Annotated in this window: 12 protein-coding genes; 8 read left to right on the top strand and 4 right to left on the bottom strand. The window is 52.4% G+C overall.

Annotated elements, in window-relative coordinates:
* Positions 1 to 69 precede the first annotated feature (69 nt).
* Complete coding sequence (locus L6H98_RS28210) at positions 70 to 1,113, top strand: 2,3-butanediol dehydrogenase (protein ID WP_236421033.1); 1,044 nt, start codon at positions 70 to 72, stop codon at positions 1,111 to 1,113.
* 98 nt (positions 1,114 to 1,211) lie between these two features.
* On the opposite strand, the gene L6H98_RS28205 is transcribed toward L6H98_RS28210, so the two are convergent.
* The gene (locus L6H98_RS28205) at positions 1,212 to 1,724 is read right to left on the bottom strand and encodes a GNAT family N-acetyltransferase (RefSeq protein WP_236421032.1); all 513 of its coding nucleotides are present in this window, start codon (positions 1,722 to 1,724) and stop codon (positions 1,212 to 1,214) included.
* A gap of 126 nt (positions 1,725 to 1,850) precedes the next feature.
* Complete coding sequence (locus tag L6H98_RS28200) at positions 1,851 to 2,615, bottom strand: AraC family transcriptional regulator (protein ID WP_236421031.1); 765 nt, start codon at positions 2,613 to 2,615, stop codon at positions 1,851 to 1,853.
* A 196-nt stretch (positions 2,616 to 2,811) separates the two neighbouring features.
* On the opposite strand from L6H98_RS28200, the gene L6H98_RS28195 reads away from it, so the two are divergent.
* The 6 genes from L6H98_RS28195 to L6H98_RS28170 all read left to right on the top strand — a co-directional run bounded on the left by L6H98_RS28195 (position 2,812) and on the right by L6H98_RS28170 (position 10,702).
* Positions 2,812 to 5,133, top strand: coding sequence for a glycoside hydrolase family 127 protein (locus tag L6H98_RS28195; RefSeq protein ID WP_236421030.1), 2,322 nt, complete (start codon positions 2,812 to 2,814; stop codon positions 5,131 to 5,133).
* Between the two features lie 79 nt (positions 5,134 to 5,212).
* Complete coding sequence (locus tag L6H98_RS28190) at positions 5,213 to 5,788, top strand: Uma2 family endonuclease (protein ID WP_236421029.1); 576 nt, start codon at positions 5,213 to 5,215, stop codon at positions 5,786 to 5,788.
* A gap of 329 nt (positions 5,789 to 6,117) precedes the next feature.
* Entirely contained in the window at positions 6,118 to 6,849 is a 732-nt protein-coding gene (locus L6H98_RS28185; RefSeq protein WP_356724668.1) for a hypothetical protein, read from the top strand.
* Positions 6,850 to 6,862: 13 nt separating this feature from the next.
* Positions 6,863 to 8,551, top strand: a complete 1,689-nt coding sequence (locus L6H98_RS28180; protein ID WP_236421027.1) for a VWA domain-containing protein — start codon at positions 6,863 to 6,865, stop codon at positions 8,549 to 8,551.
* Between the two features lie 28 nt (positions 8,552 to 8,579).
* Positions 8,580 to 9,719 carry a toxic anion resistance protein gene (locus tag L6H98_RS28175; RefSeq protein ID WP_236421026.1) on the top strand — a complete coding sequence of 380 codons (1,140 nt, stop codon included), beginning with the start codon at positions 8,580 to 8,582 and terminating at the stop codon, positions 9,717 to 9,719.
* A gap of 221 nt (positions 9,720 to 9,940) precedes the next feature.
* Positions 9,941 to 10,702 carry an SH3 domain-containing protein gene (locus L6H98_RS28170; RefSeq protein ID WP_236421025.1) on the top strand — a complete coding sequence of 254 codons (762 nt, stop codon included), beginning with the start codon at positions 9,941 to 9,943 and terminating at the stop codon, positions 10,700 to 10,702.
* Between the two features lie 118 nt (positions 10,703 to 10,820).
* Here the strand turns inward: L6H98_RS28170 and L6H98_RS28165 are convergent, their stop codons facing one another.
* A complete protein-coding gene (locus tag L6H98_RS28165) occupies positions 10,821 to 11,399 on the bottom strand; it encodes a TetR/AcrR family transcriptional regulator (RefSeq protein ID WP_236421024.1) in 579 nt (192 codons plus the stop codon).
* Between the two features lie 189 nt (positions 11,400 to 11,588).
* On the opposite strand from L6H98_RS28165, the gene L6H98_RS28160 reads away from it, so the two are divergent.
* Positions 11,589 to 12,347, top strand: a complete 759-nt coding sequence (locus tag L6H98_RS28160; RefSeq protein WP_236421023.1) for an SDR family oxidoreductase — start codon at positions 11,589 to 11,591, stop codon at positions 12,345 to 12,347.
* 591 nt (positions 12,348 to 12,938) lie between these two features.
* Here the strand turns inward: L6H98_RS28160 and L6H98_RS28155 are convergent.
* The gene (locus L6H98_RS28155; RefSeq protein ID WP_236421022.1) at positions 12,939 to 13,535 is read right to left on the bottom strand and encodes a hypothetical protein; all 597 of its coding nucleotides are present in this window, start codon (positions 13,533 to 13,535) and stop codon (positions 12,939 to 12,941) included.
* Positions 13,536 to 13,771: the final 236 nt, after the last annotated feature.

Here is a 13,771-nt window from a genome sequence, read left to right as displayed (position 1 = left end):
GGCGATATAATAAAAAGACAAGCATGACATTCATTGCTATTAGGCATGTAGACAAAGGGGATGAACGTGATGAAAGCAGCGGTATGGTATGGACATAAAGACGTTCGCGTGGAAAATCGCGAGGTTCCGGTCGCTCAGGCGGGTCAGGTTAAGATTAAAGTGGAGTATGCCGGCATTTGCGGCAGCGACTTGCACGCTTATCACCATGGCGTAGGGATTCAGGAGGGAGAGAATCATCCGCTCTCGGGACAGAAAGCTCCGCTCACGCTCGGGCACGAGTTTGCAGGAACCGTCAGTGAACTGGGAGAGAATGTAAGCGGTATCAGCGTAGGCGATCGGGTCGTGGTGGAGCCGCTCTATCATTGCGGAAAATGTGAGTACTGTATCCAGGGACGGTATAATCAATGTACCGAATTCGGATTCGTTGGGCTGAATGGCGATGGCGGTTTTGCCGAGTATGTAGTGGTCGAAGCCTATATGGTGCATCCGTTACCGGATAACGTATCCTTTGAGGAAGGCGCGCTTGTAGAGCCGACAGCTGTAGCTTTTCACGCGGTGCGTCACAGCAAGCTGAAAGTGGGGAACAAGGTAGCGGTATACGGAGCCGGTCCGATCGGTTTATTGACCATTTTGTCGGCCAAAGCTGCCGGTGCCTCTCAAATCTATGCCGTCGATGTGTTTGAGGAACGCCTGAACCTGGCAGCCCAATTGGGAGCGATTCCGGTGAACAGCGCCAAAGTCAATGCCACCGAAGTCATCCTGCAGCAATCGGGTGGAATCGACGTTGCATATGAAGCGGCTGGCGTGCAGCCAACGATGGACAGTGCTGTAGCCGTAGTCAAAAAAGGCGGGGAAGTCGTGGTCATCGCTGCGATTCCGAACCCGCTTCAAGTGAACTTCTTCGTACTGCTGGTCAAGGAAGCAAATCTGACCGCGACATTGGCATATCGCCATATCTTTCCAGAGGTAATCTCGCTGATTGCAGAAGGAGCACTTGATGTGAAACAGGTCATCACCAAAAAGATCAAATTGGATGATATCGTGCAGGACGGCCTGGAGCTGTTGATGAGCGATAAGAGCCATGCGAAGATTTTGGTGGAGATCGGAGGCTAAGCTAAGAATTTAAAATAAAGTTGAATGATGCAAATGATGCAGCACTTCAACGAAAAGGACCGCTCGGGTGAGCGGTCCTTTTAACATGGATCCCTCCACTATGAATCATAACGGTAGCAGATAGCTTTGCCTCCATTCCCCTCAGAGCTGAACTCCGCATCCTCGACAAAGCCGAAACGTTCATATAATCGGATGGCATTCACCATCTGACCGCCCGTATATAGATAGACCGTATTTTTCCCCATGGCTTTGGCAGATTCCACGCATTTTTGGAGCAATGCCCGTGCAATCCCGTGCCCCCTCCACTCCGGATCGACGCCCAGCAAACGGATAAATGGATAATCGATCGGCAATTCAAAATTCGGATAGGCTCGGTGCGCCGTTTCGAACAATTGAACCGTGCCCACAATCCGGTCTTCGATCTTGGCAATCCACAATTCCGTCAGGTACGGATTGTCCACGGATTCCCGAATATCTTTCAAGTAGGCCTCCCATCGGTCCGCTTGTTCGAACGTCTCCCGATACTCGGCGTAACTCGCCACAAGGATATGTACAATGTCGTCGTGATCGGCTTTGGTGGCAGGATGAATCGTAATGGCAGCCGTTGTCATCTTTAATCCCCTTTATCTTATGGGTTAAGTTAGAAATGTAATTATCATGCATTGTATCACAACCCATTTCATCGGATTCATTCAAATTTTCTATATGCGACTCAGTCATTTCTATAGACCAAGGCATTATCGATTGAGCTGCGTCGAGTACAAGTGATTGCGATATTCGGTCGGGGTGTTGCCCTCGTATTGCTTGAACATGCGCAGGAACAGCTTGTAATCGGAGAAGCCGCACTGTCCGGCAATTTCTTTCACGCTGGCATTGGTGTTCAGCAGTAGCTGTTTGGCTCGGCGAATCCGTTCCGTGAGAATGTAGGTTTTGAGTCCGACTCCCTTCTCGCGCTTCACCATTTTGGAGATGTAGTCCTTGTTAAAGTTAAAATTCTCCGCGATCTGGCTCACCGTAATGTTTGTATGCAGATGAATGTCGACCCACTTGCAAATATGGTCCACAATCGCATTGTGCGGGCGATAATCGGCCTGGATGTTACGCTTCAGCTCTCGGAGCAGCAAGAGGGTAGCCGCATCGGCTTCCTCCGGTGAGAAGGACGACACATGCAGCAGCTGCTTGAACAGCTGATTGGCCATGGAAGGCACCTGAATGGTGGCATGCGTCGGAAAGTGCCGGAACTCTGCCTGCACGGCATCATAGTGAACCCAGTAGAAGCTAACGGGCGCGTCGCTGATCCGGTAGCCGTAATGGGTGCGGCCAGCTCTCAGGAACAGCAGATCATCGGCACGAACGACGAACCGCTCCTCTTCTTCCGCGATGTACATCTCACCTTCCAGCATCAAAATGATCTCGTGAACAGGCATGCTGCGCCGCATATGGCTCCAATTGCCTTCGGTGATGAACTTGCCGCACAGGTAATGTTCCAGTGACTTTCGCATAGGACGGATTTATCCACCTTTTCTTGGATTATGAGTCTGATGTAATTGTATTTTATTTGATAATATGGGGACATTCAAGCCATCAGGCGAACAGTGCAGCTTCGAGCGGTTGGATGATAACCACGGATTTTACCCTTTATATCACAGGAGAGCATGTACACAGCCTGAGATTACATACCAAGAAGGAGTGAGCTTCATGATCGATACGAAAAAAGGATTTCTGGGCCCGGAACATGTAGACTTGTTGGATGGCATCTTTCAAACATCGCAGGAGGTCGGAGAACGGTATCTGCTGTCGCTGGACATCGACCGTTTTCTGGCTCCATGTTTCGAAGCGCACGGATTGACCGCCAAAAAAGAACGGTACGCCGGGTGGGAAGCCCGCTCCATCAGCGGCCATTCCCTCGGACACTACATGTCGGCGCTCGCCGTCACCTACCAGGCTACAGGCCATGAAACGTTAAAAGAAAGACTGGATTACGCGGTCAGCGAGCTGGCCTCCATTCAGCAGGCAACGGGCAGCGGATACATCGGCGGTTTGTCCGAAGAAGCGTTCCGTATCGCCTTTCGGGCAGAGCACATCGGCAGCTTCAATATTGGAGAATACTGGGTGCCTTGGTACAGCGTGCACAAAATCTATCGCGGACTGATCGACGCCTACAGATTGGCGGGCAATGAAGAAGCGCTGGATGTCGTCGTACGCTTCGCCGATTGGGCCGTGGCCGGCATGGAAAAGATGACGGAAGAGCAGGTGCAGCACATGCTTCAATGCGAGCACGGGGGCATGAACGAGGTGTTCGCGCAGCTGTACGGGTTTACCGGCAAACCGGAGTATTTGGAGACTGCCGAACGGTTCACCCACCAAATCATCCTGAAACCGCTCGAACGCAGAATCGACGATCTTCAAGGCAAACACGCCAACACCCAGATTCCGAAGGTCATCGGCGCAGCCGAAATCTACAATCAGGACCCGGCGCGGCAGAGCTACCGGAGAGCGGCGGAGTTTTTCTGGAGCACGACCGTCAATCATCGTTCCTACGTATTTGGCGCAACGAGCATTTCGGAGCATTACGAGGCGAAGGGCATGGAGAGCCTTGGCATCAAAACCGGGGAGAGCTGCTGCACGCACAACATGCTGCATTTGACGAAGCAGCTCTATGACTGGACGCCGGACAGCGCCTACATGGACTATTACGAAAATGCGATCTACAATCACATTCTCGGCACGCAGGACCCGGATACGGGCCACAAAACGTATTTCTCCTCCACGCTCCAGGGCCATTTCAAAATTTACGGAACGCACGACACCGCTTGGTGGTGCTGCACGGGCTCGGGTATGGAGAATCCCGGCAAATACGCCGAGGCGATCTACTTTGAGGACGGCGAGGACCTGTACGTGAACCTGTACATCGCATCCCGCCTGGATTGGACTTCTCAAGGGCTGAACCTGAAGCTGGAGACCCGATTCCCTTACTCGGAAAAAGTAACCCTGACGATCACCGAGGGCAGCGCCCCGGCCAATCTCAAGCTGCGCGTCCCGGGCTGGCTGCAGGAGCCGATGACGGTGACGGTCAACGGAGATGAGGAGCAGGCCGTCTCCCGCATCGAACCCGGGTATCTCTCCCTGGAACGGACATGGTCCGCCGGAGATACCGTGACCATTGCGCTGCCGATGGCTCTGCGCAAATACACCGCACGCGACGATGCGCACAAGGTCGCGTTCCTGTACGGCCCGATCGTGCTCGCGGGCGCGCTCGGAAGCGACGGATTGCCGGAGGATACCATCATCGACGAGACGGCGCTGAATGCCAAGACGGCACCCGTGCCGGTCATCTGGACCGAGCAGGATGACGTGACCGAATGGATCAAGCCCGTGGACAAGGACCGATTGATCTTTGAACTGTCCGGCACAGTCACCTCGGACGGCCAAGCCGTGAAGCTGATTCCTTTTTACGACATCCATCATGAATTCTATACCGTGTATTGGCCATACAACGACGAGGGCAACGCGGTGGAGAAAGCGCTGAACGACATTACGATCGACCGCGTGGAGCCGGACGGCCAGCAGGACGAAATCGGTCACCGGATGGACAGCAACTGCCGCGAGACGACGTTCCAGGGATCGTTTGCGGACGGGCGCAACAAGATGGTAATGTGGCGCGAGGCCTATGGCGTGAACGACGCTTACTTCAGTTACCAGCTTGCTGTGGAGGGGACGGCACCGAACTATCTATCCGTCGCATATTGGGGCGGTGACCATTCGCCGTTCGAACGGGACGGGTCGTTGTACAAACGGGAGTTCGAAGTGCTCGTGGACGGTATTGTAGTGGGTGACCAGCGCATTCATATGAATAAAATCGGGGAAGTCTTCCACGTGGCGTATGCGATTCCGGAGGAAGCGACGTCTGGCAAAGACAACGTAACCGTCATGTTCCGGGCCAGCGGGGAGCAGGGCTGCGCGGGCAAAGTTACCGAGGTGCGCACGACGAGAAGCAAACCGCAATCGATCTTTTCCTGATCGTCGGTGATGATGAGGATGAGATTAGTTCAAGCCGTGATAAAATGAGTGAAAAACGGTCATAAAAGGAGCTGATCTCATGGCAAAACCCGACCCAAACGGCATTTATAGCTTTCAGGATTGGCTGAGCTGGGAAGGATCATGGGAATGGATTAACGGAAGAGCACATGACTTGTCGCCTGCACCAGCTTCCTTGCATCAATTTGTCGTGGGAGAACTGCACTTTTCGCTGCGCACGTTTTTCCGAAACGATGCTTGCATGGTGTTTACGACTCCCTTTGACGTCTTTCTTAGCGAGAGTGGACAATTTGATTCGCCGGATCATGTGGTGCAGCCCGATCTGTCGGTCGTGTGTTCGAAAGAGCAAATTTCCCGCCAAGGATGCAGTGGCGCTCCTTCGCTGATCATCGAAGTGTTGTCTCCATCGACGGCGCTGAAGGACTTTAATGAAAAGTTCAACTTGTACCAGAAGTACGGCGTGGGCGAATATTGGATCGTGGATCCCGGCAACCGAACCGTACATGTATATACGCTGGAAGAGGGGAGTTACCAGAGTCGCCAGTTGTATGCGGAACAGGATCTGATCCAATCCGTACTGTATCCCGCATTGAACATCCCACTCCCGAGCCTGTTCAGGCTGGACGACGAATCTTAGGACTTTCAGAACGCTTGCGAATCCATATATCCTTGCTAATGCCCTGACACTTTCGTCGGGGCATTTTTTTTTGCAGGAAGATTATACAAAAAGTGACACGTCTGCATCTTTTCTGCGTATTACCCATTACATACACTTTTTCTATAGCGGATTACTATGCTTTTCCTGCCTTGTTCCGCATCCCATTCCGTTCCCGCGTATTTTTACTTGTTGTCCTCATGAAATGGAAATGGGATAAGCCACTCTCACGTATATTTTGAATAAACGCAAAAACAAGCTTCGTTTGTCAGAAAGGACCACCCCTTTATGAAAGGAGGAACCGGATGCCCATGACGAGATACATAAAAATGCTGGGACTGATCGTTGGCCTCGCCGCACTGAACGTGCTGATCTTTTCCCCGGGTTTGATCGGGCTTGGTTTTGACGGAGGCGCCTTTACGACCGCGCTTGCCGTAACCCTGCTCTTCGGCAGTGCAGCCGCGCTGCTGTATGGAAGCTATGCCCTGCTGTTCAGGCAGCCCGTCGCTTTGCCGGTGAAACGGATCGAAACCCACGAAGATTACGCCCAGGCGTTATCCTTTTACAGGCGAATCAAGGTGCTGCATGAAGATATAGCACTTGCCATGTCCCAGCTGAACCGGATGAAAAACAAGAAAGAAACGCTCATTAACGTATTGAACCAGCGCTTCGAACCCGGCGAACTGAGCTACCAGAAGTTTGCGGGCGTGGCTATGGAGGTTGAGAAACTGCTCTATCTGAACATCCGCAGCATCTTGAACCGGCTGAACGTGTTCGACAAAGCGGAGTATGCAAGCATGATGAAATCGAAGCCGGCCGGGATGTCCGAGCAGCTTTATCAGGAGAAAGCGAAGGTTTATCAGGATTACTTGTCCTATATGAAAAGCACGCTGCACATCAACGAGGAAATTTTGTTGAAGCTTGACCAGTTGCTGCTGGAAATCTCCCGCCTGGACGGCGTGGCAGCCGAAGAGATTGAACATATGCCTTGCATGAAGGAGATCGATCAATTGATCAGGCATACCAAACTATACAGACAGTGAGGGGTTGTGGAATATGGCGAAGAAGGGGAAGTTTTGGATCACCTCCATCGTAATGCTGGTGCTGGTGTTCGGCTTGGTGTATGCAGGCATTACGCTGACGTCCAACCTGGGCAAAACGGGTTCGCAAGTGAGCACTGAAAATGCGTCGAAGCAGCTGGCCAAAATGGTTGCGGACATCCATCCGGGCACGGCAGAGCCGGTAAAAGGGCAAATCGACCTTGACCCGGTGAATGTGGCGGACGCTCTGCCGGATATCTCGAAATTTCCGATCACGGTAGAAAGCACGACCAGTGATTACGTGGAAATCTTTTCGTCTCCGGAGAAATCGGGCACCGGCGTGGACGGTTGGCTGACGGAAGTGGCCGAGGCGTTTAACCAGGCAGGCATTCAAGTGGATGGCAAACCGGTATCGGTCAAAATACGCAACATCGCTTCCGGTACGGCCGCCGATTACATCAAGTCGGGGAAATACGTGCCTGATGCCTATACGCCATCGAACGAGTTTTGGGGCGAGATGGTCGCGGCGAGCGGGGTGAACACCGATATGGTCGCCCAGCGTTTGGTCGGCAACGTGCCCGGCATCGTCATCTCGAAAGCGAAATATGATGCGCTGGTGGACACCTACGGTTCGGTAAACGTCAAAACGGTGACCGAAGCGATTGCGAACAATGAGCTTTCCATGGGATATACCGATCCATTTGCGAGTTCGACGGGGCTTAATTTTCTCGTTACGGCATTGAACACTTACGATAGCGCCGATCCGCTCGGCGAAACGGCCATTCAAGGCTTCGAGAAATTCCAAGCCAACGTGCCGTTTACCGCGTCTACCACGATCCAGATGCGGGAAGCGGCCAAGTCCGGCAGGTTGGATGCGTTCGTGCTGGAGTATCAGACGTACGTCAATACAGCCGACCTGAAGAGCGGTTACGTGTTCACGCCGTTTGGCGTAAGACACGACAGCCCGCTCTATGCGCTCGGCCAACTGCCGGAGAACAAGCTGGAGATCATTCGCCAATTCGCCGCGTTTGCGGAAAAGGATGAATACCAGCGTTCGGCGGAGGAATTCGGCTTCAACGGCCTGCAGGATTACAAATCCGAATTGGCCACCATTGACGGCGGCACGCTGCTTGCAGCCCAGAAAGTGTGGAAAGAAAAGAAAAACGGCGCCAAACCGATCGCTGCCGTGTTTGTCGCCGACGTATCCGGAAGCATGGACGGCGAACCGCTGAATCGGCTCAAGGAGTCGCTCCGCCAAGGGCAAAAATATTTGGGAACCGACAACAGCATCGGCCTCGTGTCTTATTCGAGCGGCGTAACCATAAATCTGCCGATTGCCAAATACGATACGAACCAGCAGTCCATGTTCGTCGGCACGGTGGACAGTTTGCAAGCAGGGGGCGGCACGGCAACGTTCGACGGCATCGCGGTTGCGATGAAAATGCTGGAGGATTACATGGTCGACAACCCGAACGTGAAACCGCTGATCTTCGTCCTGAGTGACGGCGAAACGAACGAGGGTCACACTCTCAAGGACATTCGCGATCTGGTGGAGACGGCTCAGGTTCCGATCTATACGATCGGTTATAACGCCGACATCAAGGCGCTGGAGAGCATATCGAGCATTAACGAGGCGGCGAGCATCAATGCGGATACCGACGACGTCGTGTACAAGATCGGCAACCTGTTCAACGCGCAGATGTAATTCAATCCATGAATGAGGGGGAACGCGGATGTCATTTTCGATGGAGATTCCGAGCACGAAGGAGATTCAGGCAGTCATTGAGGAGCAGGTGAAACCCGTGCCGGCCGAGGTGGCGGAGCTGCAGCAGATAGCAAGTGCCAACGTGGAGGCGATCATGGCCCTCGATTTCGATTCGCTGGAGAAACGCCAGGAAATTTTGCAGTCGATCGAAGGGTTCGGCATGAAGACGATGAGCAGCTCTTCCGAGAAAAACGCGTTGCTTCAAGTCTCCGTCGGACACCTGTCCAAGACGGGAGACGAGGGCGGGACGGTCGCCAAAGGCTTGACCGAGCTGCACATGCAGCTGAAAGACCTCGACCCCAGCGCGGTCGACTTTGCCAAGAGCGGATTCCTTGGCAAATTGTTTAACCCGCTGCGGGCCTACTTCCTGAAGTTCCAGAAGGCGGATGCCGTCATTGCGGACATCGTCGTCTCCCTGGACAAAGGGCGGGCGACGCTGCGCAACGACAATACGACGCTGGAGCTGGAACAGCAGACGCTGCGGGAGCTGACGAAGAAGCTGCAAAAGGAAATCCAGCTCGGCGTGCTGATGGACGAATCGATCGATGGTCAGATCGAGGCGGCCAAAATCCGCGGCGAAGACCCGGAGAAGGTGCGTTTCATCACCGAGGAAGTGCTGTTCCCGCTGCGCCAGCGGGTGATGGATTTGCAGCAGATGCTGGTGGTCAACCAGCAGGGCATCATGGCGATCGAAGTCGTGATCCGCAACAATCGCGAACTGATCCGGGGCGTGGATCGAGCGAAAAACGTGACCATCTCGGCATTGAAGATCGCCGTAACGGTAGCGAGCGCGTTATATAACCAGAAAATCGTGCTGCAAAAGATCGAGCTGCTGAATCAGACCACGAACGACCTGATCGCAGGCACGTCCAAAATGCTGAAGGAGCAAGGCATCGCGATCCAGAAGCAGGCCTACAATGCCAGCATTTCGGTGGATACGATGAAGCAGGCCTTCACCGACGTGCTGAGCGCGCTCGACTCGATCAGCCAGTATAAGCAGGAGGCGCTGCCGCGGATGCGCGAGACGATCAGCCAGTTCCGCGAACTGGCCGACACGGGGGAGAAGCAGATCCAGCGGCTGGAGAAAGGCCAGAAGCTCGGCTTGTAGTACGTTTAAGAAGCACGGCCCTGAACGATGAATGTTTGATTTCGAATCTCGAATGCGACAATTCCATGGTCGGGATAATGATATTCCGGAGACGGCCCTTTGCGTGGGCCGTTTTTCATTCCCACCCCATATACAAAATTACCCAAGGGGATTACAATGAATGAAGCTCCTGCAGGAGCGGAGCAGTCGACTTTTTTACATCATGAGCTGGAGGAATACGAATGAGGAGTTACAAGCTGTTTGCCCTGCTGGTGGGCATCTCCGTGGTTGTCAGCGGTTGTGGAGGGATTGAAATCACGATTAAGGAGGAAGGGGGCGGCACAAAGGCGGAAGAGGCTTCTCCGACGACGGTTCAGCAAGAGCCGATCAGCGGTGGGAAACAGCCCGAAGCAGTGCCTGAAACGACGGTTAAGCTGGCAGACGACAATGCGGCCAAGCCGAAGGAAGCAGATTCCGGAAACGTAGAGAAACCAAAGGAAGAAGCAAGCTATGCCGTAGAGGAAACGTCGGCCGAGCAGAGCATCGACTATATGAAGCCGACCTCTTCGGAAATCAATATGCGCGTAGCGCCGAGCATTCACGGACGTTCGGTAAAAGTGCTGTACAAAGACGAGGAAGTTGTATATTTGCATCGCAAAAATTACGATCCGACGGATGGCCGCACCTGGTATCAGGTAAGCACTGCCGACGGAAGCATCGGCTGGGTGAGCAGCAAAGTCGTCATGCAGTCGGATGGCCGTTATTACGAAGGCGACACATCGGTATGGAACGAGGCAGAGTATTTGACCGTAACGGTGGCGCATGCCAATATGCGCGAAGTGCCTTCGATCAACGGGGCTGCCGTAGCCGTCGTGGACAAGGGCGACCGTTTGGAACATTGGGGCGGCTCCGTGTATGATCCGACGGATGGACGCACTTGGTACGAAGTATGGACAAGCGGCGGAAAGTACGGATGGATCAGCGGCAAAGTCATAGACCGGTAGGAATCCGACATTACATATCATAGATGCCACAGACGGTTGAGCAGAGCATACTTTGCATCAACCGTTTTGTTTTGGACTTAACAACAAGTTCGAGGAGCTGCAAGAAAGAAATGCACGGTTAAGCTTCAGGGGACTTCATGTGTATAATTTTGAACAGCTCGTTTGCCATGTATTCGGGCGTGTGCCTGAAATCCTGACGAATCCATTCGAGGATCATGCCGAAGATGGCATGCGACTGATAACTGGCCAGCAGTTCATGATTGATGTGATCCGGGAAAATGTCGTTGAGATCCTGCAGGGCAAGATCGCGCAGCACATTGCAGATCATCTCTTGAAAATGGGATGAAGCATCCGATTTCACGACAAGGGTATAGAAGGGCGCATGTTGGTGAACATGCTTAAAGATGGTGATGGCCGAAGACGGCATGGCATGGACTTGAAAGGCATCTTTGTCCCGATACGGCTCGCGAAAGGAAGTGACCAGATCCTGAACGACATCCTCGATCAGCTCGTTGAACAGATCCTCTTTATATTGATAATGTCTGTAGAAGGTACCGCGATTCAGGTCCGCGAGCTGCACGATGTCCGTAATGGAAATTTCCTTGAAAGGTTTCTTTTGCATCAGAGCGATCAAGGCGTCCTTGAGGGCGGCCTTCGATTTTTTGATTCGGCGGTCCTGTGCCGGGAGATCAGACATAGTGCATGCTCCTTTCAACAGCTTTTTTGACGAAAAAGTACAATATGGGCACCATATGTTCGATAACGTACATTCCGGCCCTCGTTTACTGATTGAATGGCTTAGCCATGACTTATTATACTAAAGACAAGAGTTAATGAACATTTGTTTGTTAACTTTATGTAAACGAATACAGGGAGGAAGATCCATATGAGACTTGAACATAAAGTAGCGGTAGTTACTGGCGCAGGATCGGGCATGGGCAAAGCGATTGCGACATTGTATGCGCAGGAAGGCGCCAAAGTGGTCGTGTCGGATATCAATGAAGGCACTGCTCAAGCGGTGGTTGACGATATCAAGGCGAGCGGCGGGGAAGCGATCGTGGTTGTAGCCAACGTGGCGCAGGAAGACGACATCCAGAGGCTGATCGATACCGCGGTGAGCACGTACGGTACGGTGGACATTCTGGTTAACAATGCGGGCATCATGGACGGCATGGAGCCAGCCGGGGAGATCACCGACGAGCTGTGGGATCGCATCTTTGCGATCAACACAACCAGCGTAATGCGCGCAACGCGCAAAGTGCTGCCGATTTTCCTGGAGAAACAAAAAGGAGTGATCGTTAACGTCGCATCCGCAGGCGGGCTGTTTGGCGGTCGTGCAGGCGCGGCTTATACGGCTTCCAAACACGCGGTGGTCGGTTTTACGAAAAATACGGGATACATGTACGCTCCCCAAGGCATTCGCTGCAATGCGATTGCACCGGGCGGCGTAGAAACGAATATCAGCGCTTCGATGAAAAGCTTCAGCCCGTTCGGCGGAGGCCGCCAGCAGCTCGGCATGGCCATCAACCCGCGCTTGGGCAAGAGCGAAGAAATCGCGCAGGTGGCTTTGTTCCTCGGATCGGACGAATCCAGCTTCGTGAACGGCACCGTGGTCACTGCGGACGCAGGATGGACTTCGTATTAAGTTTTGGTTGGGCAAGGGCTGTTTCGCGTAAATGCGCACAGGCTGTGCCGGTGATGGATTAGCTCATGGTGCTGGTGACTGAACAGGCTGCATAACGGATGATTGAATAACCTGTATGTTAGAACGAAGCGACTTCCGCCGACGGGTTTGCAATTGGCGGGAGCGCTTCTTTTTTGTGCGATGAAGCTGGCTGCAGCGTGTTAAAGCAAGCTGCCGATGATCTAACGAACATAGCGCACTTTATTCGGGCATGTATGAGGCTATTCCCCGGCTAACGAACATGAGCAGTCTTATTCGGGTGAAGATCGCCGGCAGAAGCACGTTTTTGAACCAATAACGTGCCTCAGGTTCATTACATTTTCAAACATGCAAAATGGTCTCCGATACCGTGTCTGAGGTTCGTTACAGTTTCACCCTGAGAGAATTCAAGCTTGCGTAACGCACACCTGTGACAAATAACGGGCTTCAGTTTCCTCCCAGCACCATTCTTGCTGTTTTGTATGGCGCCATTCATTTCGCTCCATGTTGAAACGACGCCAACGAAAAACCCGCCTGCATGCAGACGGGTTTTTCCATTCAGTCCTGTATGGATTACAGATCGAATCCCAATTTGTTGGCATATTTGATGAATTCCTGGTTGGATTGCTCGATCAGTTTGGCACCTGCGGCCAATTTGTCGTTGCCTTGTTTCAATTGGGTGCTGTTCACTTTCGTTTTGGAAACGGACTGTTTGAACAACTGATATGCTTCAAGCTGCGTGTAGCTGCCTTTGACCAGTTTGGCATGGATTTTTTGCAGCTCGGCGTTCTTCGGTTTAATCAATTTCAGCTTGGACACATACTTGGTATAGTTAGGAATGGCCGTATTGTTCAACTTGAGGAAAATGGATTTGCGGTTGGCCGAAGTAATGGTCATTCCGCCTTTGAAGGAATTGAACGCTCTTTCCTCGTATACGGCAGCCGCTTCCAATTGATCGATATAGTCGAGCAGGTCGGCTTCGTCCGCCGTAAATTCAGGTTCATCTGCAGAAGTATCTTCCCCTGCGGTATCCTCAGTTACTGCGCTGTTCTCATCGTAGTAAACAGGAGTAGTGTCGCTTGCCGCAGAAACGGAAGCTCCTGTTGGAAGCACTGCGCCGCCCAGCAAAGCAAAGCTCATCATCAAAGAAAGCAACCAAGATTTTTTCACGATTGTAATTCCCCTTATCTATATATGTGATTATTTTCTATTACATAAACTAACATGAGATCACAAAATATGACAGGAATTGATTGCCAATCGCCTTCATAAATTTTCCTTGTTTACGGTATAAATACGAATCTGAATGCCTTGCAATGATGAGAAGGAGGGCGGAAACCGGAATTATTAGGTATAAGGTTGGGCAAATATATTGATTTATGAACATCCGTTCCCGATCAGAATGA

This window comes from Paenibacillus sp. JJ-223 (genome assembly GCF_927798175.1).
In the GTDB taxonomy this organism is placed as follows: domain Bacteria; phylum Bacillota; class Bacilli; order Paenibacillales; family Paenibacillaceae; genus Paenibacillus; species Paenibacillus hubeiensis.
Note: the sequence above shows the minus strand (reverse complement) of the source record. Positions and strands in the feature narration are given on the sequence as shown.